A 25085-nucleotide genomic window follows, 5' to 3' on the forward strand; every position below is an offset into this window, starting at 1 on the left:
AGCCTAGCAAAAGCCGCTTACCGGAGCGTTATCTCGGAGCAAAATCGCGAAAAATCAGCCCGCGACACGCAAAAAATCGTGTCAGGAAACAAATTTCACGCCTAAGGCAAATCTCCGGAAACGATGGTCCGCCCGGAATCGCATGAGAAAAAGGTCAGAGCGTAAAGCCCTCGCCGAGGTAAAGCCGCCGCACATCCGGGTTCGCCACCACCTCGTCGGCACGGCCATGGGTCAGCACCTGGCCGGCATGGATGATGTAGGCACGGTCGATCAACCCGAGCGTCTCGCGCACATTGTGGTCGGTGATGAGGACGCCGATGCCGCGCGCCGTCAAATGGCGCACCAGCTGCTGGATATCGGCGACGGCGATCGGATCGATGCCGGCAAAGGGCTCGTCGAGCAGCATGTAGGCCGGGCGTGTCGCCAGCGCGCGTGCGATTTCCAGGCGCCGCCGCTCGCCGCCGGAGAGCGACATGGATGGCGCCTTGCGCAGATGGCTGATGTGGAATTCCTCGAGCAGTTCGTCGAGATTGCGCTCGCGCACCTTGCGGTCCTTTTCGACCACTTCGAGCACCGCGCGGATATTCTGCTCGACGTTGAGGCCTCGGAAGATCGACGCCTCCTGCGGCAGATAGCCGATGCCGAGGCGGGCGCGACGATACATCGGCATCGAGGTGACGTCGAAGCCGTCGATCTCGATCGTGCCTTCATCCACCGGCACGAGGCCGGTGACCATGTAGAAACAGGTCGTCTTGCCGGCGCCGTTGGGGCCGAGCAGCCCGACGGCCTCGCCGGCGCGCACGCCGAGCGTGACCCCGCTGACCACCTTGCGGCCCTTGTAGCTCTTGGTCAGGCCCTTGGCGATCAAGGTTCCCTTGAACTTCGCCTTGTCGACGGTGATCGTGGCCGGAGCCGAAACCTTGGCTGCGGCGCGTCCCGGAAGACGCGCCGTCAGCGATGACAGGCTGGCCATCAGGGGTTCGTCGCTCCCGCCTTTGGCGCATCCGATTTCGGCGGCGTCATCGACATGATGACACGTCCCCCGCAACCATCGACGTTGGCTAGGCCAGTCTTCATTTGCACGGTCAGCTTGCAGCCCTTGAGCACGTTGGGGCCTTGCGACAGCACCACTTCCTTGCCGGACAGGACCAGCACCTGCGTCTTCATGTCGAAGGTGCCATTGTCGCCCGTCGCAACCTGATCATCCGACTTGATGTAGACCTTGCTGCTGACTTCGAGGTGATCGATGTTGGCGGAGCCGGTCATTGCGGCACCCGCCGCTTCGGTGCCCTTGGCGGCCGCGTTGGGATCCTTGACATAATAGACCGTCATCTTGCCGGCCTTGAGCAGTGTTGGCCCCTGGACGACGGTGACGTTGCCGGTGAACACGGCGACGTTCTCGGCCTGCCGCACCTCCAGCTTGTCGCTTTCGATCTGGATTGGCTTGTCGCCGGACAATTTGAGCCCGGACTGGCTGCTGGCACCCGACTGCGCCAGCGACGGCACAAGGCCCAGCAGAAGCAGCGCCGAAGTTGCGGCCGCAAGCCGTGTCGAACTATTGTGCCACATTCGATTCTTCGCCCTTTGCCTCAGCCGCCTTCACGCTGGCGGGATCGATGTTGACGCGCACCCTCTTCTCGAACACCAGGATCTTGCCATTGTCCTGGACCGACAGGGAATCCGCTGTGATCTGCGACCCGCCACTGCTGACGTCGACGGGGTCGTCCGTCTTCATAGTGCCTTTGCCCATGTCGAGGAAGACCGATTTGAACTTGGCTTGCATGCCGTCTGTCGTGGTGATCATGACGTCGCTGGTCATTTTCATCGTATTGCCGTCGCGATCGTAGATACCGTGCGAGGCTTTGATGGCAGCGACATTGTCCGGCCCGACCGGCACCTTGGCGTCTATGCCTTCGAGCTCGATGATGCCTTGCGTATTGACATCCTGGATCGCCCGCAGGGCTGTCATCGAATAGGGCTGCTTCTGCTTGGTGAAACCGTTGAGCTTGGGATTGGCCATCACCAGCTTGCCATTGGAAAAGGCGGCGCCTTCCGACTGCACCGCGACCGAGACGGGGGCGGCCAGATAGGAATAGATCGGGAAGGCGACGGCGATCAGCGCCGCGGCCAGGGGCACGGCAAATTTGAGCACGCGCACGCGGCGCGAATGACGCTGGGCGCGGTCGAACGCGTCGCCCCGCGTCCAGCCATCCACCGGGGGAGCCAACGCCGTCTCGGGGCTGGTCGATTCATTCGATCGCGCTAACATGACTGCTTTCTTCTAGACCCTGCCCGCCAAGGAACACCGCCTATAGGTGGGGGGCCGGCACTCTCAAGCAAGCACAAGCCCACGAAAACCGCAAAAATGTGACAACTGTAGTTGTACAAACGAAAACGAGGTCGGCACAACAGCCGGTACTTCATAGCAGAAATGGGCGCGCCTGCGCCTTTTTTCATCACCGCTGCTCCTCCCCTTTACCTCGCGCCCCTTGCACAGGCCAGTCACAAAAAGGACAGTGTTGGGGTCACCGCGGGCGGATTGCCGCGCCATAGGCAAGACGGAACTGCTTCCCGATGAAGACATCATGGTCTAAAAGCGTCTCTTCCCGCCGACTGTGAGGCTGACCATGGCATTGAGAGCCGACGACCTGATCGACCGCCGCCGTTTGCGGCGCAAGCTGACATTCTGGCGTGTTGCGGCCATCGGCATCGTCGCCCTCGGAGTGATCGCGCTGTCGGCCTGGTTCTATCGCGACGATCTCGGCGGCTCGGCTGTCGACCATATCGCCAAGGTCAGGATCGAAGGCACGATCACCGAGGACGAGGAACTGATCAAGCGTCTGGAAGACATCCGCAAGTCGTCGAAGGTGAAGGGCGTGATCCTGGCGATCGATTCACCCGGCGGCACCACCGTCGGCGGTGAATCGATCTACGAGGAAGTGCGCAAGGTGGCAGCCGACAAGCCGGTTGTGGCCGAAGTCGGCACGCTCGCCGCATCGGCGGGCTATATGATCGCAAGCGCGGCCGACCACATTGTCGCCCGCAAGACCTCGATCGTCGGTTCGATCGGCGTGCTGATCCAGTATCCCGACGTCAGCGGCCTGATGGACAAGCTCGGCATCAAGCTGGAGGAAGTGAAATCCTCGCCGCTCAAGGCTTCGCCCTCTCCTTTCAAGCCGACCAATGACGACGAGCGCGCCATGGTCCGCAAGCTCATCCTCGACAGCTACGACTGGTTTGTCGGCATCGTCGCCGAACGCCGCAAGATGACCCACGAACAGGCGCTGGCGCTTGCCGACGGATCGATCTTCACCGGCCGCCAGGGTGTCGCCAACGGGCTGATCGACGCCGTCGGCGGCGAAACCGAGGCGATCGACTGGCTGGCGACCAAGGGCGTTGACGCCAAGCTCAAGGTGGTCGAATGGAAGGACACGGAGCGGCGCGGCAGCTTCCTGTGGTCAAAAGCCATGGTGAAAACGCTCGGCAGCGCACTCGGCCTGCCGGACTACAGCAGTGATGTCATCCACGAACTTGGCGCCGACCGCTTGTTTCTTGACGGCCTCGTTTCTGTCTGGCACCCTTGAGCGCCGTTTGGAACAGCTGAAAAAGCCAATAAAATCATCCTCATAATTTTGACCGAACTGCTTTCACGGGGACCCGTCTGATGATCAAGTCCGAACTTGTGCAGATTATTGCCACGCGCAATCCGCATCTTTTCCTGCGCGACGTCGAAAACATCGTCGGCGCGATCTTCGACGAGATCACCGACGCTCTCGCTGAAGGCAACCGGGTCGAGTTGCGCGGATTCGGTGCCTTTTCGGTGAAAAACCGCCCCGCCCGCACCGGCCGCAACCCGCGCACAGGCGAATCCGTCGAGGTCGAGGAGAAGTGGGTGCCGTTCTTCAAGACCGGCAAGGAACTGCGCGAAAGGCTGAACGGCGGCAAGTAGGCGCGGCTACAGCGCCAGCTGCCGACGGAAAACATAATGCTCAATCGTTTCATGCTCATCGTGGTCTTCGTGCCCCTGGCGATCATCCTGATCGCGCTGGCCGTCGCCAACCGCGAACTCGTCGCCTTCACGCTGGACCCGTTCAATCCCGGCAATCCGAAGCTGACGCTCACCTTGCCGCTGTTCATTTTCCTGTTCCTGGCGCTTGCCATCGGCATGATCGTCGGCAGCCTGGCGACCTGGGTCAAGCAGGGCCGCTACCGCAAACTGGCGCGCCAGCGCGGCGTCGAGGCGGAAAACCTGCGCCAGGCGGTCAGCCGCGCGCCATCAGTGCCGCAAGGATCAACCCAGGGATCGGCCCAAGGATCGGCATTGCCAAAGCCGACCAATTAAGCCGTCCCCCGGTGCCTTTCGTTCCACGGAGCCTTTCATGCTGACCATTTCGGCCGCCGAGGTCGATCGTGCACTGACCTTTCCTGGACTGGTCGAGACGTTGCGCACGGCATTCCGCGAGGGTGCGGTGCAGCCGGTCAGGCATCATCACGCGGTCGAACGACCCGATGGTGCGGCCTCGACCTTGCTGCTGATGCCGGCATGGACCGATTTCAACGCCGCCGGCACGTCTTCCGGTGGCCATATCGGCGTCAAGATCGTCACCGTCTCGCCCGACAACAACGCCATCGGCAAGCCCGCCGTGATGGGGCTCTATCTGCTGCTCGATGGCGCAACCGGCGAACCGGAAGCCCTGATCGACGGCCAGCGGCTGACGCAGTGGCGCACCGCCTGCGCCTCGGCACTGGCGGCGTCCTACCTTGCCCGCGATGACGCCTCGCGGCTGCTTGTGGTCGGCGCGGGCGCCCTGTCGCCGTTCCTGGCCAAGGCGCATTCGGCCGTGCGGCCGATCAAAACCATCCGCATCTGGAACCGCACCCCGGCAAACGCCGAGAAGGTCGCGGCCGATTTGCGCGCCGACGGCTTTGCGGCCAGTGCCGCGACCGACCTCGATGCCGAACTTGGCGAGGCCGATATCGTTTCCTCGGCGACGATCACCACCACGCCGCTGATCAAGGGCGCTCTGCTGCGGCCAGGCACCCATGTCGACCTGGTCGGCGGCTTCACCCCGACGATGCGTGAAAGTGATGACGACGCCATCGCCCGCGCCCGCGTCTATGTCGACACCCGCGCCGGCGCCACCAAGGAAGCCGGCGACATCGTCCAGCCGCTGGCCTCCGGCGTGCTGAAGCCGGGCGCGATCGTCGCCGATTTGCACGAACTGGCGCGCGGCCAGAGGAAGGGCCGCCAGAGCGCTGACGAGATCACGCTGTTCAAGTCGGTTGGCGCGGCACTCGAGGACCTCGCCGCCGGCATTGCCGTTTATAACGCGCTGAAGGCCTAGCTCACTGCTCCGTGCGTTTCGGCACCCATCGCCTCTGCGATCAGACGAGAATCGTGATCGGTGATTTCGAACAGGCCGAAGCGCAGCTGATATCCCCAATTCGACTTGCCGGCGGTGAAGTCCAGCCGTTCGAGCAACGGCTTGATCGGCGCTTCTTCAGCCGTCGCCCATTCGACATCGCGCCGGAACGGCGTGAAGCCGCCGCCCATTTCGCCTTGATAGGGTTCGCCCTCCCGCACCGTGCCGATTGCCGTGAAAGCCTGCAGGCCGTCTTTTTCGCGCAAAATTGTGGTCGGCGAATAGTAGACGATGCCGTCGCCGGGTTTGACGCGACGCAGCGGCGCCGCCTTGCCGTGGTTGACCTGCATGAAACCGTCCTTGCGGCCGCGCCGGACATGTTCGGCCGACGCCACGGCGATCCAATAGGCGCTCATTTTTGTTCTCCATCGGCCTGTTGTCCGTCGGACAGCCAGTAGACGCGCAGGCGGTGGTTGTCGGGATCGAGCGCAACGAAAGTGCGGCCGAAATCCAGGTCGGTCGGCGTCTGCAGGATCTTCAAGCCGCGCCTTGACCAGTCGGCATGGGTAGCGTCGACCGCGTCCGGCGTCTCCAGCGCAAACACGATCTCGCCGCAGCCACCGGACGCAGCCGCCGCCGGCTCGACCGTATGGCGCGACCAGAGGCCGAGCTTGAAGCCGTTGTCGAGCACGAACAGCACGAAGGTCGGCGCGCTTTCGACCGGCTCGCGACCCAGCAGCGCGCTGTAGAAGGCGCCGCTCTTGAGCGGCTGGTCGACATAGAGGATGACGAAATTCGGGGTGGCCATATCTGTTCTCCAAGCTGTTTCAACGTTTCGACTTGGCTGATATAGAATAGGCTACTGTCAGATTTTGGCAGTAGCCTTCATGGGCCGCGTGGCTTGTCGAGCGTCGCCCGCCACTCCTTGAGCAGCGCCTGGCGGCGACGCGGATAGCGCGCATCGATGGCGTCGAGGCCGGATATGCGATCGGTGCGAAAATGCCGGAAATCCTGCCGCATCTCGCACCACGCCACCACCACCCGCACCTTGTCGAAGAAGCCGAGCGCGAACGGCCAGACCACACGTTGCGAAGCAGCACCCCCGGCATCGCGATAAAGAAAGCCGAGTTTGCGCTCGTTGCGGATGGCTTGCCGCACGACGCCGAGGTCTATGCCTTCAATCGCCGTCATCGGCGGCCCGACCAACAGGGTCGAGGCATCGAGATCCTCGCGCAGATCGTCCGGCAGCACGGCCGCGATCTTGGCAAGCGCATTGGCGGCAGCGGCTGAGAGACGCTGGTCCGGCTGCTTGGCAACCCAGCGCGAACCGAGCACAATGGCTTCGATCTCCTCGTCGGTGAACATCAGCGGCGGCAGCATGAAGCCGGGTTTTAGCACATAGCCCAACCCTGCCTCGCCGTCGATCGGCGCGCCCTGCCCCTGCAGCGTGGCAATGTCGCGGTAGAGCGTGCGGATCGAAACCCCGAGCTCATCGGCCAGCACCTGCCCGCTCACCGGCCGGCGGTGCCGGCGCAGGCACTGTATGAGGTCGAGGAGGCGTTCGGAGCGGGACATGCGGCAGATTTGCCTGTTTCTTTGACATTGGTCCATCGCTGGCCGACATGAACAGCAGCGGTGGCTGTGGCAGACTTGGTTGCACCGCCGCTGTCCTCATGCCAAAAGCGGCACGCCGCTCGGAGATGCTCCCGCTTGAAGTCTTTTCGCGACAAACGCCGCGACAACCGCCCGACCGCGAAAAGCGGAACCGGAGAGGTGCGTCCGCACGAGACGCGTGGTCGGCCAGACCCCAGGCCGCGCGAACCGCGTGACGCGAAACCGGACAGCCAGTCCGCACCGAATTCAGCCCCGCGCATCCTTGCCCGCCGTGACGGCGCCCTGCCCGCCGAGCAGCTTCCGCTGATTCTAGAAGTGGCGCCGAATGCCGATTATGCGCTGCTCGACAGCGGCGCCGGCCAGAAACTCGAACAATACGGCCCCTATCGCATCGTGCGGCCCGAGGGCCAGGCGATCTGGCAGAAGGCCTTGCCGGCGAGGGACTGGGAGCGTGCCGACGCCATCTTCACCGGCGACACCGACGAAGAGGGCATCGGCCGCTGGCGTTTCCCGAAGATGCCGCTCGGCGAGACCTGGCCGATGAAGCATGACGGCATCGATTATCTCGGCCGTTTCACCTCGTTTCGCCATGTCGGCGTCTTTCCCGAGCAGGCCTCGCACTGGGACCACATGGCCGGGCTGATCGCAGCCGCCAAACGGCCGGTCAAAGTATTGAATCTGTTCGGCTATACCGGTCTCGCCTCGCTGGTGGCGGCCCGCGCCGGCGCCGAGGTCACCCATGTCGACGCCTCGAAGAAGGCGATCGGTTGGGCTCGCGAGAACCAGGAGATGGCCGGGCTGGGCAGCAAGCCGATCCGCTGGATCGTCGACGATGCGGTGAAATTCGCCGAGCGCGAGGAACGCCGCGGCAGCCGCTACGACATCATCCTGTTCGACCCGCCGGCCTATGGCCGCGGCCCCAAGGGCGAGGTCTGGCAATTGTTCGAGGATTTGCCTGCCCTGACCGATCTCTGCCGCGCGATCCTGACGCCGAAGCCGCTTGCCGTGGTGTTGACCGCCTATTCGATCCGCGCCTCCTTCTTCGCCATCCACGCGTTGATGCGCGACACCTTCGCCGGCATGGGCGGCAGGGTTGAATCGGGTGAGCTGATCATCCGCGAAAAGTCCGCCGGCAGGGCGCTTTCGACCTCATTGTTTTCGCGTTGGGTGGCCTGAATGAACGAACGGCATGTGGGCGCACCCGGCCAGGTGAAGGAAGTCACCAGCCTCGCCAATCCGCTGATCAAGGACATCAAGGCACTCGCTCTGAAGAAATTCCGCGACCAGCAGAACGCCTTCATGGCGGAGGGGCTGAAGCTGGTCATCGATGCGCTCGACCTGGGCTGGCAGATCAGGACGCTTGTGTTCGCCAAGGCCGGGCGCGGCAACCCTGCGGTGGAAAAGGTCGCGGCGCGCACGGTTGCCGCCGGCGGCACGGTGCTCGAAGTGTCGGAAAAGGTGCTTGTCGCCATCACCCGCCGCGACAATCCGCAAATGGTGGTCGGCGTTTTTTCGCAGAGATTCCTCGCCCTGAAGGACATCCGCGCCGACAATGGCGATGTCTGGGTGGCGCTCGATCGGGTGCGCGATCCCGGCAATCTCGGCACCGTCATCCGCACCGTCGATGCCGTCGGCGCCAAGGGTGTCATCCTGGTCGGCGACACCACGGATCCATTTTCCGTGGAGACGGTGCGCGCCACCATGGGTTCGATCTTCGCTGTTCCGGTGGCGAAGGCAACGACCGAGGCCTTCCTTGCCTGGCGCGGCGGCTTTTCGGGCCTTGTCGCCGGCACGCATCTGAAAGGTGCGGTCGACTATCGCTCGGTCGATTTTTCCCGTGGGCCCGTGCTGCTGATGATGGGCAATGAGCAACAGGGACTGCCCGAAAGCCTCGCGGCGAGTTGCGACCGTCTGCTCAGGATCCCGCAAGCGGGCCGCGCCGATTCGCTCAATCTCGCCGTCGCCACCGGCATCATGCTGTTCGAGATCCGGCGCGGCGCGCTGAAGCTCGAACCAATCGCCGACCAGCAATGAAGGTTGCCCGCCCGTGAGATCATGGTCCCCCTACGCGCTGCTCGTCGTCGCGGCCATCGCGCTCGATCAGTGGATCAAGCATCTGGTCGAGACCGGCCTGCCATTCCAGGAAAAGCTCGATCTGGTGCCGTTCCTGGCGCTGTTTCGCACCTACAACACCGGCATCGCCTTCTCGATGTTCTCCTCCTTCGGCGATACCGGCCTGGTGGTCATCGCCGTCCTGGTCGTGGCTTTCGTGCTCTACCTCGCCACCCGCACGCCATCGGGCCATGTCGTCGCCCGCACCGGATTTGCCCTGATCATCGGCGGCGCGCTGGGCAATCTGATCGATCGCGCCGTCTACGGCCACGTCATCGACTACATCCTGTTCCACACGCCGGTCTGGTCCTTTGCCGTCTTCAACCTCGCCGACGCCTTCATTTCCGTGGGCGCGGCACTGGTCGTCTTCGACGAACTCATCGGCTGGCGTCGCGAGCCTTCGAACGCCAAGCCTTCCAAAGATTGACCCGACGCGGCCGTCGCCGCACAGTCCAGGACACCAAGCAAGCGCGCGGAGAAAAAGATGTCCGAAACCTTCAAAGCCATCCTCGTCTCGCGCGACGCCGACAAGAAACAGTCGGTCGCCGTGACGGACCTCAACCGAAGCCGACCTGATGGAGGGCGACGTCACCGTCGCGGTCGAGGCGACGACGGTGAACTACAAGGATGGGCTGGCCATTACGGGCAAGGCGCCGGTGGTCCGCCGCTGGCCGCTGGTTCCGGGCATCGACTTCGCCGGCACGGTCATCTCATCCTCCAATCCCGACTGGCGCAAGGGAGACAAGGTCATCCTGAATGGCTGGGGTGTCGGTGAAACGCATTTCGGCGCCTATGCCGGGCGCGCCCGCGTCAAGGGCGATTGGCTGGTGCCGCTGCCGGAAGGCATCAGCGCCCATGACGCGATGGCGGTCGGCACCGCCGGCTATACCGCCATGCTCTGCGTCATGGCGCTGGAGCGGCACGGCATCCTGCCCGATCGCGGCCCGGTGGTGGTGACAGGTGCCGCCGGCGGCGTCGGTTCGGTCGCGGTCTCCATCCTGTCCAGCCTGGGTTACCACGTCATTGCGTCGACCGGACGCAATGCCGAAAGCCCCTATCTGATCGATCTCGGCGCCGCCGAGGTGATCTCGCGCGACGAGCTCAGCCAGCCCGCCAAGCCGCTGGCCAAGGAACGCTGGGCCGGCGGCATCGATTCGGTCGGCAGCCACACGCTGGCCAATGTGCTGTCGATGACTTCCTATGGCGGAGCCGTCGCGGCTTGCGGCCTGGCCGGCGGCATGGACCTGCCGTCGAGCGTCGCCCCCTTCATCCTGCGCGGCGTCTCGCTGCTCGGCATCGATTCGGTGATGGCGCCGAAGGCCGTGCGCCTCGAGGCCTGGCGGCGCATCGGCGCCGATCTCGACCTGCAAAAGCTCGCCAGCCTGTCCACGACCATCGGCTTCGACAACATCATGGATGCCGCGCGCGACATCGTCGACGGCAAGATCCGCGGTCGCGTCGTCGTCGACATGTAAGCCCGCCTCGCGGGCTCCAGCCAGGGGACGGATCGCCCAATCCGGTGGCGAATCCGCTGCTGTCGGGACAAAAACGCCTATCCACTAAAATTCGAACGATCCGCCGCAATTTTCCATAATCTCTGTCTGGCAAGGGTTTCGCATGATCGCGGAATCCGACAGCCAACAGGCGAACAAGGGCGACGATGTCGATGCGGTTGCGGCGCCAGCGGCGGCGCGGCGGTTCATCGCCGCGCCGCCGCTGGTGCCCGAGCAGCAATTGGTCAGGCGGGAAGGCCTGCCGCTGCTCACCTTCGTTGCCATCCTGGTCCTGGCGGGCCTCGCGCATCTGACGGGGGCGCCGATCTTCATCAGCCTCGCCTTGCTGGCAACCGGCCTCGCCGGCCTGGCCATGCATTTCCATGCCAGACGCAGCGTCCACCGTACCGTGGTACTGCTGGACGAGACCACCGCCCGAAGCCGCGCCGAGATCGAGACGCTGGCCGACCGCATGTGGGAAATGCAGGAAAGCGAGGAGCGCTTTCGCGGTCTCATCGATGCGCTGGGCGACCTCGTCATCCATCGCGATCGCGACGGCCACATTGTCTATGCCAACAAGGTGTTCGCCGATCTGGTCGAAGCCGATCAGCGCGATCTTGCCGGCAAGACCCTGGCCGAACTTGGCATCGAGGTCGGCATCGTCCCCGATGCCGCCTTTTCCGACCATGAGTGCCTCAGTTCCACCGACGTCGCCATCCGCACGCCAAGCGGCCCGCGCTGGTTCTCCTGGATCGAACTGTCGGTGCGCGACAAGGACAGCGGCACGGCATCGCATCGCGCCATCGCCCGCGACATCACTGCCCGCAAGCGCGCCGAATCCTCGCTCATCACCGCGCGCGAGCGCGCCGAATACGCAAGCCAGGCCAAATCGCGCTTCCTCGCCACGGTCAGCCATGAAATCCGCACGCCGATGAACGGCATCATGGGCATGGCCAGGCTGCTCGCCGATACCAGCCTGTCGCCGGAACAGCAGACCTATGTCGGCGCCATCTCGACCTCGGCCAGCGCCCTGCTCGCCCTGATCGAGGACCTGCTCGACTATTCCAAGATCGAGGCCGGTCGCTTCGATCCGGAACCGCAGCCCATGTCGGTGCGCGAGATCGCCGACAACATTATCGAATTGCTCGCCGCGCGCGCCTTCGCGAAGGGTATTGGGCTCGGCTGCCACGTCGAACCGGATGTACCGCAATTGATCACAGCCGATCCAGGCCGGGTCAGGCAGGTGCTGCTCAATCTGATCGGCAACGCCATCAAGTTCACCGACGGCGGCGGCGTGCTGGTCAGCATCGCGCGCGCCCGCACCGAGACCAGCGACCGCATCTGCTTCACCATCACCGACACCGGTCCCGGCCTGCGCGAAGAGGACATGGAGCGTATCTTCGAGGAGTTCGAACAGGCCGACGGCACCTCGACACGCGCACATGGCGGAGCGGGGCTCGGACTTGCTATCTCCAAGCGGCTGGTGACTGCCATGGGCGGCACGATTTCGGTCTCCAGCCGGCTTGGCCAAGGGTCGGACTTCGTCTTCGAAATCCCGGCGACGGAGGCGCCACCGAGGCGCCTCAGGGCCGGCAGAACGTGCTTGCCGGCAGGCGCGCGGTGATCCTGTCTAGAAACGCCGTCGAGGCCGACGCCATCGCCCGCACCATCCGCGCCAATGGCGGCACGGCCGGTATCGCCACGACCGTGGCTCAGGCCGTGCCCCTGGCCGAGGGCTGCGACGTGCTTCTCGTCGACGCGGCCATGGAGGAGAGCGATGGGAGAGTGCTCAAGCGGTTGCGCCAAGGCGGCTTTTCCGATTGCGAAGCCATCACGCTGATCGCGCCGACCGACCGAGGCATGCTTGGCGAGTTCCGCGCCAGCGGCTACGCGACCTTCCTGGCCCGGCCGGTGCGCGGTGGAACACTTTTGCGTGTTCTTTTGACCAGCCATGCGCCGGCTCTTGCCCAGCCGCAGCCGGAAAAGCGCCGCACCCCGGCGCTGCGCGCTTCAAGCGACCGCCAGTTGGGCTTGTCCGTGCTGATCGCCGAGGACAACGACATCAATGCCATGCTGGCCCGCGCCACGCTGTTGAAGGCGGGACACCGCGTCAAGGTAGTCGGCAATGGCAAGGCCGCGGTCGAGGCCGTCACCAGCGCCGGACACAAGCACCGCTTCGACGTGGTGCTGATGGACCTGCATATGCCGGTCATGGACGGGCTGGACGCCATTGCCGCGATCCGCCGCCATGAGGAAGAGACATCGGCGCCGCCCGTGCCGATTATGGTGCTGTCGGCCGACAGCCAGGAAAAGACCCGCCATGCGGTGCTTGCCCACGGCGCCAGCGGCTTCGTCACCAAGCCGCTCGACCCGGATGCGCTTGTCAACGCCGTCGAGGGCCAGGTTGCTGCTTGATCTGCTTTTTTCCAGCCGCGGCTGATGCATGCCAACTCAAAGTGGCCCCGATTTCCCGAGGGCGACATCCATGAAAACAAGGGTTTGAGGCGCGGCGACTTGATCCGTGCACGCGAGACGCACCTCGCCTCTCCTCCCCTAACGTAGCCGGTTGACCGTTTTCGCCAGCCGACGAAGTATTGCCCGCGACGCCTTATCACGGTACTGTCACAATCCTGTTGCACCTACACCGTATCCCCGTGCCAAGAGGGATGGCTCGAAGGAGAATCACTCGTGCATACAGTTATGCCGGAATGTGACACTCGGCCGAACGCCAGCAGCGCCTTGCTCGCCGGGCGTAATGTCGATTCCGTCATAAAGGGCGCGGCACTCGGCCGTATCGGCAATCTCGAAGTGCGGCTCGCCCGCAACGAGGCCGAGATCGCGGCCGCGCAGGAAGTGCGCTACCGCGTATTCTACGACGAGCTTGGCGCCCGCAAGGACCTGTTCCAGGTGCAGGACCGCCGCGACGCCGACCGGTTCGATCCGCTCTGCGATCATCTGCTCGTCTTCGACAATTCGATTTCCGGCCCCGAACACCGCCGCATCGTCGGCACTTACCGGCTGCTGCGGCAAGAAATCGCGGCCGCCGCCGGGGGCTTCTATTCCGAAGGCGAATTCGAGCTGACCAAGCTCATCGCCCGCCATCCCGGCCAGCGTTTCCTCGAGCTCGGCCGATCCTGCGTTCTGCCGGAATACCGCTCGAAGCGCACCATCGAGGCGCTGTGGCAAGGCATCTGGGCCTACATCAATCACTACGAAATCGGCGTGATGACCGGCTGCGCTTCCTTCCACGGCACTGTGCCGGCGGCGCATGCCGAGGCGCTCACCTATCTCGCCCATCACTGCCGCACGAATTCGGCCTGGGATGTGCGCGCGGTGTCCGGGCGCTATTGCTCCATGGACCTGATGCCGATCGAGGCGGTCAACACCAAGGCGGCGATCGCGGCGATGCCGCCTCTGGTGAAGGGCTATCTGAGGGTCGGCGCCCGCATCGGCGACGGCTGCGTCATCGACCGCGAATTCTCGACCGTCGACGTCTTCGTGGTGATGCCGGTCAAGGAGATCGGCGCCCGCTACGTCAACTACTATGGCGGGGAAGCGCAACGCTTTGCGGCGTAAGGGCAGTAGGCAAGACGATACGATACACGCTTCGCTGACCACTCACTACTGACTATTCCCTATCCCCCTCCTTACGGAATATCCTCCGGCCGCCTTCCCGGCCGGCTCCTGTACGACGGAAACGACCAGCCGAAACGCAGCGCGCCGCCGCGTACGGCTAGCGCCACGACGAAGCCGGCGAACCCCGAGACGATCTGCGGCAATCCGGCGACGTCGCCCAATGTGAAGATGGCGGCGCCCGCCAGAGCGGCCGTGACGTAGATCTCCGGCCTCAGCAGCACCGATGGTTCGCCGGCAAGCAGATCGCGCAATATGCCGCCGAAGGTCGCGGTCAGCATGCCGGTGATGATCGAAACCACCGGCGAACCGGTGATGGCCAGCCCCTTGGCCGCGCCCATCACCGAAAAGGCGGCCAGCCCGATGGCGTCGAGCCACAGCAACAGCTTGTAGCGGGATTCGACGCGATGCGCGGTGAAGAAGACCAGGACCGCCACCACGGCGCAGATCAGCACATAGTCGCGGTTTCCCACCCAGAAGACCGGCACATTGAGGATGAGGTCGCGAAACGTGCCGCCGCCGATGCCGGTGACGCTGGCCAGGAACAGGAAACCGATAATGTCGAGTTGCTTTCGCGAAGCAGCCAACGCCCCGGTCGCCGCAAAGACGGCGACGCCGGCATAATCGAGAAGGGCGATGGGATTCATGGCGGTAAGGGAGTAGGCAGTAGGGATTAGGGACTGCGCATGAATAGCACGAAGCCGCACGATTGATACGGCTGCCTTATTCCCTACTGCCCTACTGCCCTACTGCCTAACCCCTAGCTACGCATCCTTCTCCGCCTGCTCATTCACCGGCCCCGGCTCGACCGGCGCCTCGGCGGCAATCTTCGGGCCGCCCTTGGCGACGCCGACCATGGCCGGACGCAGCACGCGCTCGCCGATCGAATAGCCCGGCTGGACGACCTGGACCACGGTGTTGGCCGGGACATCGGGATTGGGCACTTCGAACATGGCCTGATGGAAATTGGGATCGAACTTCTCGCCTTCCGGCGCGAGCTTCTTGACCCCATGCCGTTCCAGCGCCGACAGCATGGCGCGCTCGGTCAGGTCGACGCCTTCGATCAGCGCCTTGAAGCCGGCGTCGCCCGAGGCCTTGGCCTCCGCCGGAATGGCGTCCAGCGCGCGGCGCAGATTGTCCGACACCGACAGCATGTCGCGGGCGAAATTCGCAACCGCATAGGTACGCGCGTCATGCACGTCGCGCGCGGTGCGGCGGCGCAGGTTCTCCATCTCGGCCGCGACGCGCAGCGCGCGGTCCTTCAGCTCTTCATTTTCCTTCAGCAGTCGCACAAGCGCTTCGTAGTCGCCGTCAATGCTGCCTTCCGTGCGCTCGGCATTGGCCTCGACCGCCTCGGCTTCACTGGGCGCGCGTTCGTCTTTTGCCTGGTCGCTCATCGCCGTTTCCCGTCAATCTCGAATGGTATGGATTTTGTGCCCGATATCGAGGTTTGGCAGCCAAAAATCAAGGGGTAAGCGACCATTGAGCCTTTGGCCGGACCTGGGCGGTGATCAATGGCGATGCTTATATTTTAATTCAAAGTTTACTGTACTTGCCGGCTTGGCTTGCCACGGAAGCGTGATGCGGGAACCATTCCCCTACTGCAGGAGTTTCGGAGCCGACACAGGATTTGAAATGATGACCCGGAACAAGGCTGAAAAGGGAGAAAGGCTCGCCGCAGAAGTCCGGCGCCAGTTCGGTGCCGAGGCGATGACGCGTTTTCTGCGTACCTTGCCGGCTTTCCGCATCGAAACCGATACTCACGACCGCTTCAGGCAATTGCTCGACCGCCTCGATCGGGTCGAGGATGGCGGTACAAGATTGCGGCGGCAATAGCTCTCGTCGCTCTTTACGCGACAATTACGCACAGTAATTTTGCGTGATGGCTGCCTTGCGGTAGCCACATGCCGCGCCTATGCTTCCTGATGAACATGATTTCCCCCGATGCGGCCGCCAATAGCAAGCGTGCCTGGTTGAAGATCTTGGCGCGCTACAAGAAGCCGGACCGGCGACGCAGCGCCGTCGAACTCGCCATCACCCTCATTCCCTTTGCCACGCTGTGGGCGCTCTCCTCGGCCGCCTATGCCTATGGCCATTGGTGGGGGCTGATCCTGATCCTCCCGGCCGCCGGGTTCCTGGTGCGCATCTTCATGATCCAGCATGATTGCGGCCATGGCTCCTTCTTCGCCAACCGCTATGCCGACGACTGGATCGGCCGCGCGCTCGGCGTCCTGACGCTGACGCCCTACGATTGCTGGCGGCGCGCCCACGCGACACATCATGCCAGCGCCGGCAATCTCGACGAGCGCGGCATGGGCGACATCACGACGCTGACCGTTGCCGAATACCGGCAATTGTCCTGGCGCAGGCGCCTCGCCTATCGGCTCTATCGCCATCCGCTGGTGATGTTTGGGCTTGGGCCGATCTGGCTGTTCATCTTCTCGCAAAGGCTGCCCATCGGCATGATGCGCGGCGGCCTGACGCCGTGGGTGTCGTCGATGACCACCAATCTCGCCATCGCGCTTGCGGCGGCCCTGCTTATCTGGACTGTCGGTCCCGGTGCGTTCCTGGTCGTCCATCTGCCGATCGTCATTCTCGCCGGCTCGGCAGGCATCTGGCTGTTCTACGTCCAGCACCAGTTCGAGGAGACGGAGTGGGCAAAGGATGACGACTGGGAGTTCCAGCATGCCGCCTTGCACGGCTCCTCCTATTACGACCTGCCGCCGGTGCTGAACTGGTTCACCGGCAATATCGGCGTCCATCACGTCCACCACCTCTCCGCCAAGGTGCCGGGCTACCGGCTGCAGGAAGTGCTGCGCGATTATCCGGAACTGCGCGGCATCGGTCGCGTCACGCTGCTCGACAGCCTGCGCTGCGTCAAACTGGCATTGTGGGACGAGAACCGCCGCAAGCTGGTGTCGTTCCGCGAGGCACGGGCGACGATGTAGAGCAATTCCAGGAAAAGTGTGAGCGGTTTCCCGGGAGAAGCGCATAGCGCTTTCCCTTGGGAACTGCGTCAAAACATAGAGTTAGAGCGGTTCGCCGTTTCCGTGAAACGGGGAAACGCCCTAGAACGACGACCGCCGCGCCGTGGCGCGGCGGCGGAAGCAAACCCTGTTCAGGCGGCTTGGCGCTCTTCGCGCATCAGGATCTCGCCATGCCGGATTTCGGTGCCAAGCACTTTCAGGCACTCACGGATGAAGTTGGACAGGCCCGGCCAGCCCTTGGCTGACACCAGATTGCCATCGACATGGGCGCCGGTCGGCGCGACGTCGATGTAGATGCCGCCGGCCAACGTCACTTCCGGCTCGCAATAGTGGAGTGCCGCCACTTCCCTGCCCCGCACGACACCATCGACCGCGATCAGGATCTGCACGCCATGGCAGATGGTGAAGATCGGCTTGCCGGCCTCGTGGAAATGCCGCACCAGCGCCTGCACCCGCTTGTCGATGCGGATGTATTCGGGACCGCGCCCGCCCGCCGCGTAGACGGCGTCATACTTGGCCGGGTCCACCTCGGAAAACGTCTTGTTGAGGATGTAGTCGTGGCCGAGCTTTTCCGTGTAGGTCTGGTGGCCTTCAAAGTCGTGCAGAGATGTCTTGAGGACATCGCCGGCCTTCTTGTCCGGGCAGACGACATGCACGGTGTGGCCGACGGCATGCATGGCCTGTTCAAAGACGAAAATCTCATACTCCTCGCTGAACTCGCCAACGAGCATCAATATCTTCTTGCCAGCCATTCCCGGTTCCTCCCTTGCGGCCATATTTATTTCGGGTCGTGAAATAATATTGCCTATCCTAAGGACAGCAGGGTCAAAGGGAAAGCGCAAATCGCCAAATTGGTATGACCAGTTTTCCGCCTTCTCGACAGAAGGCGCTTCTCGGCAGACGAAAATAACTTTGCTGGTTCGACCAGAGCCGCAGTCAGGCGGCCGCCTTGATCATGTCCGCCGCCTTCTCGGCAATCATGATGGTCGGAGCGTTGGTGTTGCCGCCGATCAGCGTCGGCATCACCGAGGCGTCGACGACCCGCAAGGCCTTGAGCCCGTGCACCCGCAGTTGCGGATCGACCACCGCCAACTCGTCGACGCCCATTTTGCAGGTGCCGGCCGGGTGATAGATCGTGTCGGCGCGGGCACGGATGTGGGACATCAGTTCCGCGTCGCTCGAAACACCGGCGGTGTAGATCTCCTTGTGGCGATATCTGGCCAGCGCCGGCGCCTCCAGGATACCGCGCATCATCCTGACCCCCTTGAGCAAAAGCCCGGCATCGCGTTCGTCCGAAAGAAAGCGCGGATCAATGCGCGGCGGTGCCATGGGATCATGAGTCGACAACCCGACCTCGCCGCGCGAATGCGGCCGCAGCACGCAGACATGGCAGGAAAAGCCATATCCCATATGCAGCTTCCGGCCATGATCATCCACGATCGCGATGCAGAAATGCAGTTGCAGGTCGGGCCGTTCTATCGCCGGATCGGATTTGAGGAAGGCACCGCCTTCGGCATAGGGCGTGGCGATCATGCCGCCGCCATCTTTCCGCCAGCGCAGCATGTGCCGCAGCAGGCCAGGTAGGCCGCGCAGGCCGATGCCCATCATGTCGGCATCCCTAGACGTCCAGCCCATGATGAAATCGAGGTGATCTTGCAGGTTCTTGCCAACACCGGGCAGTTCATGCCTGACCGGAATGCCATGCACGGCGAGCTCGGCAGCCGGGCCAATGCCTGACAGCAACAGGAGCTGAGGCGAACCGAAGGCGCCACCACAGACGATCACCTCGCGCCTGGCTTTCGCGACGGCTTCGCCCTTCCCCGCGCGATACCGCACGCCGGTGGCGCGCTTGCCATCGAGGATGACCGCCGTGGCATGCGCTCCGGTGATGACGGTAAGGTTCGACCTGTTCATGGCCGGTTTCAGATAGGCAGCGGCCGCCGAGCAGCGCTCGCCATTGCGGCGTTCGCCCCAGAATTGCGTCACCTGATAAAGCCCGGCACCCTCCTGTTCGACGCCGTTGAAATCATCGTTGCGGCGGATCTGGTTTTCGCCGCAGGCCTCGACAAAGGCCCGGGAGAGCGGACGTGGCTCTTGCTGCTCGGCAACCCGCAGCGGCCCGTCACCGCCATGCAGGGCATCGGCGCCGCGTTGATTGCCTTCCGCCCGCCGGAAATAGGGCAGCACCTCGTCCCATGACCAGCCGTCGCAGCCGAGATCGGCCCATTCGTCATAGTCGCCGCGGTGCCCGCGCGTGTAGAGCATGGCGTTGATCGCGCTGGATCCGCCCAGCGCCTTGCCGCGCGGCTGGTAGCCCTTGCGGCCGCCAAGACCCTGCTGCGGCACAGTCTCGAACGCCCAGTTGTTGATCTTCGGCCGACCCGGCAACAGTGCGATGATGCCTGCCGGCGCGCGGATAAGCAGGTTACTGCCCGCGCCGCCGGCTTCGATCAGGCAGACCGTTTTCGATGGATCTTCGGACAGCCGCGCGGCAAGCGTGCAGCCGGCGGACCCGCCACCGGCGATGACATAGTCGAAATCCATGACTTCCTCCCTCGTACCCGGCGGATGTTTCCGTCCGGATGACCAAGAGAAGGCTCGATTTCGGCCTATGTAAAGATGGGTGGAATTACCCCTACGTCAGCTGCGAACGCGCCGCCAGGAATACTTCGGGCCCTTGGGCTCCGGCACGGCGGCTGGCTGATAGTAAAGCCCCAAGCCGCCGGTGCGGTCCTCTTCCAGGCGCTTCAGCAGCACCGGGTTGGAAATCTCGAACTCGTCGAAGCCGAGACGCAGCATGTGCGGCAACGGATCGACCAGCACCTGGCCGGTGGCGCGAACTGCACCCTCGAAGTGGTAGCGGCTGCGCAGCAGTTCGGCCTTGGAGAAGGAGCGCCCATCGCTGAAGGCCGGGAAGACCAGCGCCACCAGCGACAGCTGGTCGAGCAGGTCGGCTATCTTCTCGAGTTGATCGCCGGGCTGCAGCACCACGCCGAGCCGCTCTTTGGCGGACCGGCGCACCTCCGGATCAAGGTCGAGGAACGCCTGCAGCGGCAGGATGAAGCGGCCATTGCCGGACAGCGCGTCGGCACTTTCGGCATGAGCCCACTCGTCCTCACGAAAACCCTGCGGGGTCCAGAGCCGGGTCTCCGGTGTCGTCGTTTCGGTCATCAAAATTCCCAAATATTCAAACGAGCCAAGGATGTGTTGAGATTCAGGTCAGGCTGCGCCTAAAATGGCGGCTTCCGAGAACCGGAGCGGAGCGTACTTGAAGTACGTGAGCACCGGAAGCGCAGGAAGCTGCCGTTTGCAGGCCAGCCTCACCTGAATATCAGCACATCCTATAGTGATGCGTCGGTCAGCGACACTTCCAGCCCCGACAGGTGAATGCCGCACTCGGTCTTGGCATGACCGGCCCAGCGGCCGCTGCGCGCATCCTCGCCCGGCTGCACCGGTTGCGTGCAGGGGAAACAGCCGATCGACAGATAGCCATAGGCGACCAGCGGATTCTCGCGCAGCGCATGCACCCGCATGTAGTCGGCCTGGTCCGATGTCGTCCAGTGCGCCAGCGGATTGATGCGGATGCGCGCGCCGACCGCCTCGAACACCGGCAGCGCTGCCCGCGTCGAGGCCTGGAAGCGCTTGCGGCCGGTGAACCAGGCACCAAACGGCGCCACGCCACGCGCCAGCGGCTCTACCTTGCGCACGTCGCAGCAGGCATCGGTGTTGCTTTGGTGCAAATTGCCCGTCGGATCGATCCGCGCGAGCGCCGCTTCCTCGGGTTTGATGACCTGGATGTTGGTCAGGCCGAAATCGGCGACAAGCGCGTCGCGATAGCCGAGCGTCTCCTCGAAATGCTTGCCGGTGTCGAGGAAGATGACCGGCAGCGTGCGGTCGATCTCCGCGATCATGTGCAGCAGCACCGCCGAATCCGCACCGAAGGACGACACGGCAGCGATCTCGTCGTGAAACAGTTCGCGGGCCGAGCGCTCGATGATCTCGATCGGCTTCAGATGGCCATAGAGCGCGTCAAATCCCGCCGCCTTGGCGGCGACGCCGTCATCGGCATCGGCGATGTGGTCAAGCGGCCTTGGTTTCGCCAGCATAGAGCGCCTCCTTGAACGGCGCGGGACCGACACGGCGGTAGGCGTCGATGAATTTTTCTTGAGTGTTGAGTCGAAGGCCGAGATAGGTCTCGACGATCTGCTCGATGGCGTCGGTGATCTCTTCCGACGAGAAGCCGCGGCCGATGATTTCGCCGACCGAGGTGTTCTCGTCGGCCGAACCGCCCAGCGTCACCTGATAGAGCTCGGAGCCCTTTTTCTCGACGCCGAGGATGCCGATATGGCCGACATGGTGATGGCCGCAGGCATTGATGCAGCCGGAGATCTTCAGCTTCAGTTCGCCGATCTCGCGCTGCCGCTCCAGCGAGGCGAAGCGTTGCGAGATTTCCTGCGCGATCGGGATCGAGCGTGCGGTGGCCAGCGCGCAATAGTCGAGGCCGGGGCACGAGATGATGTCCGATATCAAATTGGAGTTGGCCGTCGCCAGCCCGATATCGACCAGCGCGTCATAGACCGCCTTGAGGTCGGCGCGCGCCACATGCGGCAGGATCAAGTTCTGCTCATGGCTGACACGCAGCTCGTCGAAAGCGTATGTCTCGGCGATGTCGGCGACCGCCTCCATCTGGCTGTCGGAAGCATCGCCCGGCACCTCGCCGATGCCCTTGAGCGAAATCGTCACCGCCGCGTAGTCGGGATGGCGATGCGTCACCACATTCTGGTCGAGCCACTCCGAGAAGCCTTTGGAATCGAGACGCGCCAGCTTGACCGCCTGGTCGCCTTCCGGCCGATCAGTGAGCGCCGGCGGCGCGAAATAGGCTTGGATGGCCCGGATATCGGCATCCGGCAGCCTCAGCTCGGCGTCCTTCAATTCCTGCCACTCGGCCTCGACCTGGCGGGTGATTTCCTCGACGCCGGTCTCGTGCACCAGGATCTTGATGCGCGCCTTGTACTTGTTGTCGCGGCGGCCATAGAGGTTGTAAACGCGCAGGATCGCCGTGCAGTAGGACAGAAGATCGGCTTCCGGCAGGAAATCGCGGATCTTTCGTGCCACCATCGGCGTACGGCCCTGGCCGCCGCCGACATAGACGGCAAAGCCAAGCTCGCCCGCGGCGTTCTTCTTCAGGTGCAGGCCGATATCGTGCGTCTGGATAGCAGCGCGGTCGCGCTCTGCCCCGGTCACCGCGATCTTGAATTTCCTGGGCAGGAACGAGAATTCCGGATGCACCGAGGACCATTGCCGCAGGATCTCCGCATAGGGACGCGGATCGGCGACCTCGTCGGCGGCGGCACCGGCAAAGTGGTCGGCGGTGACGTTGCGGATGCAGTTGCCGCTGGTCTGGATGGCGTGCATCTCCACACTTGCCAGATCGGCCAGGATCGCCGGAATGTCCGACAGCGCCGGCCAGTTGAACTGGATGTTCTGGCGCGTGGTGAAATGGCCGTAGCCCTTGTCGTATTTGCGGGCGATATGGCCGAGCATGCGCAGCTGCTTGCCGTTCAGCGTGCCGTAGGGCACCGCGATGCGCAGCATATAGGCGTGCAGCTGCAAATAGACGCCGTTCATCAGCCTCAGCGGCCGGAACTGGTCCTCCGATATCTCGCCGGACAGCCGGCGCTGGACCTGGTCGCTGAACTCGGCGACGCGGGCCTGGACAAAATCGTGGTCGAACTCATCGTAACGGTACATGCTTCGTCTTTCAGGGCGCGTCCGCCCGTTTCACTCAAAACCTGGCTACGCCGCCCGCTCGGCCTGCTTGCCGAGATCGCCGCGGATGGTCGGGCCGGCGGCGCGGATCTTTTCACGCAGCCGCACCGGCTCGACGACACCGTCGACGACTTCCGCGTCGATCAGATTGACGTCGACCACTTCATTGTCGGCATAGGCCTTGGCGCCGATCGCCTCAAGGCGATCCTCGGCCGCCTTGTCATGGGCAAGATCGGCCTGGCCCACCGTCTCAACCCAGCCGCCATCGGCGTACCAGACGGCGATGCCATCCGTCAGGCGGTTGGCGGTCAGTATCTTCATGGCTGAACTCTCTCTGCGGCGGCTTTGGCCGCGCCTTCATTCCTATGTGCCGCAAGCGGCTCGGACCGTTCAAAATTGGCGCCGGCGACAGCATCGCCGATAATGGTCATGACCGGCCCGGAAAGATCGCCACGCGCTTCCAGCGACGGCAGGTCAGCCAGCGTGCCGTGGAAACGGCGCCGGTTGGCCAGGCTGGCATTCTCGACCACGGCCACCGCCGTGTCCGGCGACAGGCCTGCTTCGATCAGTCGGCCGGCGACTTCGGCCGCCACCGAGCGGCCCATATAGACGGCGACGGTGGCGCCGGAAATCGCGAGCTTGGCCCAGTCGGGCAATGAATTGCCCTTGAGGTCGTGGCCGGTGGTGAACACCATGGATGAGGAGACGCCGCGCAAGGTCAGCGGCAGTTCGAAATCGGCCGCCGCGGCAAAGGCCGCGGTGACGCCCGGAACCACCTCATAGGCGATACCGGCATCACGCAGTGCCGCCATTTCCTCGCCGGCGCGGCCGAACACCAGCGGATCGCCCGACTTCAGCCGCACCACGCGCTTGCCCTGCTGACCAAGCTCCACCAGCAGCGCGTTGATTTCGGCCTGGCTCTTGCTGTGGCAGCCCTTGCGTTTGCCAACCGGCAGACGCTCGGCATCGCGGCGGCCCATGGCGACGACCGCCTCCGGCACCAGCGCGTCATGGACGATGACGTCGGCTTCCATCAGCAGGCGATGCGCACGCAACGTCAGCAGATCCTCGGCGCCCGGACCAGCGCCAACCAACGCGATGTGGCCCGAAGCGGGTGCGTTCGACAACAGCAGATCGACGGCAGCGTCATGGGCCTGCGACAGCTGGCCGGCTTCCACGGCATGGGCAGGTGCACCTTGGAAAAAACTGTTCCAGAAGCGGCGGCGGGCATTGCCTTTCGGCAGCAATTTCTCGGCTGCCCCACGCAGCGAAGCGGCGAGCGTCGCCAGCGAACCGAGCGATGGCGACAGCATCTGATCGATGCGGCCCCGCAGCATCTGGGCCAGCACCGGGCCGGCACCTTCGGTTCCGATGGCAATGGCGACCGGCGCGCGGTTGACCAGCGCCGGGGTGAAGAAGTCGCAGAGTTCCGGCCGGTCGACTGCATTGACCGGAATGCCCAGCTCGCGCGCGTCCGCCGCGACGCGGCGGTCGAGCGTCTCATCGCCGCTGGCGGCAAACACCATGACCGCGCCTTCCAGCTGCGAGGCGTCATAAGCTGCCGCGACATGGCTGGCGCCGGACTGAGCGATGAAGGCAAGCAGCTCCGGCTCGGCATTTTGAGCGATGATGCGCAGCACCGCGCTCGACTGTCCGATCAACCGCGCCTTGGCCAGGGCTTCGTCGCCACCGCCGACAATGGCCACGGCTTCGCCCTCGACCCGCACAAAGACGGGGAAGGCATTGAGCTTGGCATTGGCCTGCGGCATGGGAAAAGCAATCCGAGAACAGTGTCGCAGTTTTACGCCCGGGCGCGAAAAACCAGAAGCAAAGCACTCGCGCATCCTGTGATGGCAGGCAATCGCTTTTTCGCAACTGCGAAAGGCAGGAGAAAAATATTCCACATCCGGGGTGCGGGCGGATTCAAGCCGCTGAAGCGAGCCTTGATTTCAGGTCTTTTTAGCCACCTGCCCCCTATCTGGCAAAACAGTTTTTTCTAATTTCTACCAATTCAGTAGATTAATGTCGCCCGCTTACCGATCGCCCGTTCAACCGCCGGCGGCGCCGCCGTCGCTTTGCGGGAGAGGGGTTGGAACGTTGCCGGGTTGATACGC

25 protein-coding genes and 2 pseudogenes are annotated in these 25085 nt (G+C 63.8%); 12 read left to right on the forward strand and 15 right to left on the reverse strand.

The annotated features are described in order from the left end of the window. Nucleotides 1-154 precede the first annotated feature (154 nt). The 3 genes from lptB to lptC are packed head-to-tail and all read right to left on the reverse strand — an operon-like array spanning nucleotide 155 to nucleotide 2269. Nucleotides 155-973, reverse strand: coding sequence for an LPS export ABC transporter ATP-binding protein (gene lptB / locus ACVILI_RS31095; protein WP_019861197.1), 819 nt, complete (start codon nucleotides 971-973; stop codon nucleotides 155-157). Next, entirely contained in the window at nucleotides 973-1569 is a 597-nt protein-coding gene (locus ACVILI_RS31100; protein ID WP_019861198.1) for an LptA/OstA family protein, read from the reverse strand. Before ACVILI_RS31100 ends, lptB begins: the two co-directional genes overlap by 1 nt. Beyond that, complete coding sequence (gene lptC, locus ACVILI_RS31105) at nucleotides 1556-2269, reverse strand: LPS export ABC transporter periplasmic protein LptC (RefSeq protein ID WP_038649678.1); 714 nt, start codon at nucleotides 2267-2269, stop codon at nucleotides 1556-1558. The genes ACVILI_RS31100 and lptC overlap by 14 nt, the downstream gene beginning before the upstream one ends. A 358-nt stretch (nucleotides 2270-2627) precedes the next feature. Between lptC and sppA the strand changes: the two genes are divergently transcribed. From sppA to lhpI, 4 genes are all read left to right on the forward strand, one after another. Continuing rightward, the gene (gene sppA / locus ACVILI_RS31110) at nucleotides 2628-3584 is read left to right on the forward strand and encodes a signal peptide peptidase SppA (protein ID WP_038653367.1); all 957 of its coding nucleotides are present in this window, start codon (nucleotides 2628-2630) and stop codon (nucleotides 3582-3584) included. Between the two features lie 80 nt (nucleotides 3585-3664). Then, nucleotides 3665-3949 carry an integration host factor subunit beta gene (locus ACVILI_RS31115; RefSeq protein WP_006200394.1) on the forward strand — a complete coding sequence of 95 codons (285 nt, stop codon included), beginning with the start codon at nucleotides 3665-3667 and terminating at the stop codon, nucleotides 3947-3949. A gap of 36 nt (nucleotides 3950-3985) precedes the next feature. Next, nucleotides 3986-4342 carry a DUF1049 domain-containing protein gene (locus ACVILI_RS31120; protein WP_019861201.1) on the forward strand — a complete coding sequence of 119 codons (357 nt, stop codon included), beginning with the start codon at nucleotides 3986-3988 and terminating at the stop codon, nucleotides 4340-4342. Between the two features lie 37 nt (nucleotides 4343-4379). Further along, nucleotides 4380-5345 (forward strand): bifunctional Delta(1)-pyrroline-2-carboxylate/Delta(1)-piperideine-2-carboxylate reductase, encoded by a 966-nt coding sequence (gene lhpI, locus ACVILI_RS31125; RefSeq protein WP_038649683.1) that lies wholly within the window; start codon nucleotides 4380-4382, stop codon nucleotides 5343-5345. Here lhpI and ACVILI_RS31130 read toward each other — a convergent pair. From ACVILI_RS31130 to ACVILI_RS31140, 3 genes are all read right to left on the reverse strand, one after another. Continuing rightward, nucleotides 5342-5779 (reverse strand): EVE domain-containing protein, encoded by a 438-nt coding sequence (locus ACVILI_RS31130; protein ID WP_038649686.1) that lies wholly within the window; start codon nucleotides 5777-5779, stop codon nucleotides 5342-5344. The two genes, lhpI and ACVILI_RS31130, sit on opposite strands and share 4 nt — an antisense overlap. Continuing rightward, entirely contained in the window at nucleotides 5776-6171 is a 396-nt protein-coding gene (locus ACVILI_RS31135; protein ID WP_032921384.1) for a VOC family protein, read from the reverse strand. Before ACVILI_RS31135 ends, ACVILI_RS31130 begins: the two co-directional genes overlap by 4 nt. Nucleotides 6172-6248: 77 nt before the next feature. After that, nucleotides 6249-6938, reverse strand: coding sequence for a helix-turn-helix transcriptional regulator (locus ACVILI_RS31140; protein WP_038649691.1), 690 nt, complete (start codon nucleotides 6936-6938; stop codon nucleotides 6249-6251). Between the two features lie 135 nt (nucleotides 6939-7073). On the opposite strand from ACVILI_RS31140, the gene ACVILI_RS31145 reads away from it, so the two are divergent. The 6 genes and pseudogenes from ACVILI_RS31145 (at nucleotide 7074) to olsB (ending at nucleotide 14158) form a co-directional block, all read left to right on the forward strand. Beyond that, nucleotides 7074-8153 (forward strand): class I SAM-dependent rRNA methyltransferase, encoded by a 1080-nt coding sequence (locus ACVILI_RS31145; RefSeq protein WP_038649694.1) that lies wholly within the window; start codon nucleotides 7074-7076, stop codon nucleotides 8151-8153. After that, complete coding sequence (locus tag ACVILI_RS31150) at nucleotides 8154-9011, forward strand: TrmH family RNA methyltransferase (protein WP_038649697.1); 858 nt, start codon at nucleotides 8154-8156, stop codon at nucleotides 9009-9011. A 13-nt stretch (nucleotides 9012-9024) separates the two neighbouring features. Next, the gene (gene lspA / locus ACVILI_RS31155) at nucleotides 9025-9516 is read left to right on the forward strand and encodes a signal peptidase II (RefSeq protein ID WP_038649700.1); all 492 of its coding nucleotides are present in this window, start codon (nucleotides 9025-9027) and stop codon (nucleotides 9514-9516) included. Between the two features lie 57 nt (nucleotides 9517-9573). Further along, nucleotides 9574-10564: pseudogene (gene acuI / locus ACVILI_RS31160) on the forward strand (acrylyl-CoA reductase (NADPH)). 142 nt (nucleotides 10565-10706) lie between these two features. Continuing rightward, nucleotides 10707-12997 (forward strand): annotated as a pseudogene (locus tag ACVILI_RS31165) (ATP-binding protein). Nucleotides 12998-13282: 285 nt separating this feature from the next. After that, nucleotides 13283-14158 (forward strand): l-ornithine N(alpha)-acyltransferase, encoded by an 876-nt coding sequence (gene olsB, locus ACVILI_RS31170; RefSeq protein WP_010911504.1) that lies wholly within the window; start codon nucleotides 13283-13285, stop codon nucleotides 14156-14158. Nucleotides 14159-14229: 71 nt separating this feature from the next. On the opposite strand, the gene ACVILI_RS31175 is transcribed toward olsB, so the two are convergent. Beyond that, nucleotides 14230-14862 carry a trimeric intracellular cation channel family protein gene (locus ACVILI_RS31175; RefSeq protein WP_038649707.1) on the reverse strand — a complete coding sequence of 211 codons (633 nt, stop codon included), beginning with the start codon at nucleotides 14860-14862 and terminating at the stop codon, nucleotides 14230-14232. Between the two features lie 117 nt (nucleotides 14863-14979). Then, a complete protein-coding gene (grpE, locus tag ACVILI_RS31180; protein WP_019861212.1) occupies nucleotides 14980-15612 on the reverse strand; it encodes a nucleotide exchange factor GrpE in 633 nt (210 codons plus the stop codon). Between the two features lie 238 nt (nucleotides 15613-15850). Here grpE and ACVILI_RS31185 point away from each other — a divergent pair, with 238 nt between their 5' ends. Both ACVILI_RS31185 and ACVILI_RS31190 read left to right on the forward strand, forming a co-directional pair. Continuing rightward, nucleotides 15851-16051 carry a hypothetical protein gene (locus tag ACVILI_RS31185; RefSeq protein ID WP_019861213.1) on the forward strand — a complete coding sequence of 67 codons (201 nt, stop codon included), beginning with the start codon at nucleotides 15851-15853 and terminating at the stop codon, nucleotides 16049-16051. Nucleotides 16052-16140: 89 nt separating this feature from the next. Next, nucleotides 16141-17163, forward strand: a complete 1023-nt coding sequence (locus ACVILI_RS31190) for a fatty acid desaturase (protein WP_038653370.1) — start codon at nucleotides 16141-16143, stop codon at nucleotides 17161-17163. Between the two features lie 170 nt (nucleotides 17164-17333). Here the strand turns inward: ACVILI_RS31190 and ACVILI_RS31195 are convergent, their stop codons facing one another. The 7 genes from ACVILI_RS31195 to cysG form a co-directional block, all read right to left on the reverse strand. Then, nucleotides 17334-17954 (reverse strand): DJ-1/PfpI family protein, encoded by a 621-nt coding sequence (locus ACVILI_RS31195; protein WP_010911510.1) that lies wholly within the window; start codon nucleotides 17952-17954, stop codon nucleotides 17334-17336. Between the two features lie 184 nt (nucleotides 17955-18138). Then, nucleotides 18139-19746 carry a GMC family oxidoreductase gene (locus ACVILI_RS31200; protein WP_038649710.1) on the reverse strand — a complete coding sequence of 536 codons (1608 nt, stop codon included), beginning with the start codon at nucleotides 19744-19746 and terminating at the stop codon, nucleotides 18139-18141. Between the two features lie 96 nt (nucleotides 19747-19842). Further along, nucleotides 19843-20373, reverse strand: a complete 531-nt coding sequence (locus tag ACVILI_RS31205) for a DUF934 domain-containing protein (protein ID WP_019861217.1) — start codon at nucleotides 20371-20373, stop codon at nucleotides 19843-19845. A gap of 170 nt (nucleotides 20374-20543) precedes the next feature. Beyond that, nucleotides 20544-21308 (reverse strand): phosphoadenylyl-sulfate reductase, encoded by a 765-nt coding sequence (locus ACVILI_RS31210; protein WP_038649713.1) that lies wholly within the window; start codon nucleotides 21306-21308, stop codon nucleotides 20544-20546. Beyond that, nucleotides 21283-22953 (reverse strand): nitrite/sulfite reductase, encoded by a 1671-nt coding sequence (locus tag ACVILI_RS31215; RefSeq protein WP_038649716.1) that lies wholly within the window; start codon nucleotides 22951-22953, stop codon nucleotides 21283-21285. The genes ACVILI_RS31210 and ACVILI_RS31215 overlap by 26 nt, the downstream gene beginning before the upstream one ends. A gap of 45 nt (nucleotides 22954-22998) precedes the next feature. Continuing rightward, the gene (locus ACVILI_RS31220; RefSeq protein WP_019861221.1) at nucleotides 22999-23292 is read right to left on the reverse strand and encodes a DUF2849 domain-containing protein; all 294 of its coding nucleotides are present in this window, start codon (nucleotides 23290-23292) and stop codon (nucleotides 22999-23001) included. Then, a complete protein-coding gene (cysG, locus tag ACVILI_RS31225; protein WP_019861222.1) occupies nucleotides 23289-24740 on the reverse strand; it encodes a siroheme synthase CysG in 1452 nt (483 codons plus the stop codon). The genes ACVILI_RS31220 and cysG overlap by 4 nt, the downstream gene beginning before the upstream one ends. Between the last annotated feature and the right edge of the window lie 345 nt (nucleotides 24741-25085).

This window comes from Mesorhizobium sp. USDA 4775 (genome assembly GCF_054062655.1).

Coding starts and splice junctions, on each gene's coding strand:
- lptB (WP_019861197.1), bottom strand. CDS start 973: ATGGCCAGCCTGTCATCGCTGACGGCGCGTCTTCCGGGACGCGCCGCA.
- ACVILI_RS31100 (WP_019861198.1), bottom strand. CDS start 1,569: ATGTGGCACAATAGTTCGACACGGCTTGCGGCCGCAACTTCGGCGCTG.
- lptC (WP_038649678.1), bottom strand. CDS start 2,269: ATGTTAGCGCGATCGAATGAATCGACCAGCCCCGAGACGGCGTTGGCT.
- sppA (WP_038653367.1), top strand. CDS start 2,628: ATGGCATTGAGAGCCGACGACCTGATCGACCGCCGCCGTTTGCGGCGC.
- ACVILI_RS31115 (WP_006200394.1), top strand. CDS start 3,665: ATGATCAAGTCCGAACTTGTGCAGATTATTGCCACGCGCAATCCGCAT.
- ACVILI_RS31120 (WP_019861201.1), top strand. CDS start 3,986: ATGCTCAATCGTTTCATGCTCATCGTGGTCTTCGTGCCCCTGGCGATC.
- lhpI (WP_038649683.1), top strand. CDS start 4,380: ATGCTGACCATTTCGGCCGCCGAGGTCGATCGTGCACTGACCTTTCCT.
- ACVILI_RS31130 (WP_038649686.1), bottom strand. CDS start 5,779: ATGAGCGCCTATTGGATCGCCGTGGCGTCGGCCGAACATGTCCGGCGC.
- ACVILI_RS31135 (WP_032921384.1), bottom strand. CDS start 6,171: ATGGCCACCCCGAATTTCGTCATCCTCTATGTCGACCAGCCGCTCAAG.
- ACVILI_RS31140 (WP_038649691.1), bottom strand. CDS start 6,938: ATGTCCCGCTCCGAACGCCTCCTCGACCTCATACAGTGCCTGCGCCGG.
- ACVILI_RS31150 (WP_038649697.1), top strand. CDS start 8,154: ATGAACGAACGGCATGTGGGCGCACCCGGCCAGGTGAAGGAAGTCACC.
- olsB (WP_010911504.1), top strand. CDS start 13,283: ATGCCGGAATGTGACACTCGGCCGAACGCCAGCAGCGCCTTGCTCGCC.
- ACVILI_RS31175 (WP_038649707.1), bottom strand. CDS start 14,862: ATGAATCCCATCGCCCTTCTCGATTATGCCGGCGTCGCCGTCTTTGCG.
- grpE (WP_019861212.1), bottom strand. CDS start 15,612: ATGAGCGACCAGGCAAAAGACGAACGCGCGCCCAGTGAAGCCGAGGCG.
- ACVILI_RS31185 (WP_019861213.1), top strand. CDS start 15,851: ATGATGACCCGGAACAAGGCTGAAAAGGGAGAAAGGCTCGCCGCAGAA.
- ACVILI_RS31190 (WP_038653370.1), top strand. CDS start 16,141: ATGAACATGATTTCCCCCGATGCGGCCGCCAATAGCAAGCGTGCCTGG.
- ACVILI_RS31195 (WP_010911510.1), bottom strand. CDS start 17,954: ATGGCTGGCAAGAAGATATTGATGCTCGTTGGCGAGTTCAGCGAGGAG.
- ACVILI_RS31200 (WP_038649710.1), bottom strand. CDS start 19,746: ATGGATTTCGACTATGTCATCGCCGGTGGCGGGTCCGCCGGCTGCACG.
- ACVILI_RS31205 (WP_019861217.1), bottom strand. CDS start 20,373: ATGACCGAAACGACGACACCGGAGACCCGGCTCTGGACCCCGCAGGGT.
- ACVILI_RS31210 (WP_038649713.1), bottom strand. CDS start 21,308: ATGCTGGCGAAACCAAGGCCGCTTGACCACATCGCCGATGCCGATGAC.
- ACVILI_RS31215 (WP_038649716.1), bottom strand. CDS start 22,953: ATGTACCGTTACGATGAGTTCGACCACGATTTTGTCCAGGCCCGCGTC.
- ACVILI_RS31220 (WP_019861221.1), bottom strand. CDS start 23,292: ATGAAGATACTGACCGCCAACCGCCTGACGGATGGCATCGCCGTCTGG.
- cysG (WP_019861222.1), bottom strand. CDS start 24,740: ATGCCGCAGGCCAATGCCAAGCTCAATGCCTTCCCCGTCTTTGTGCGG.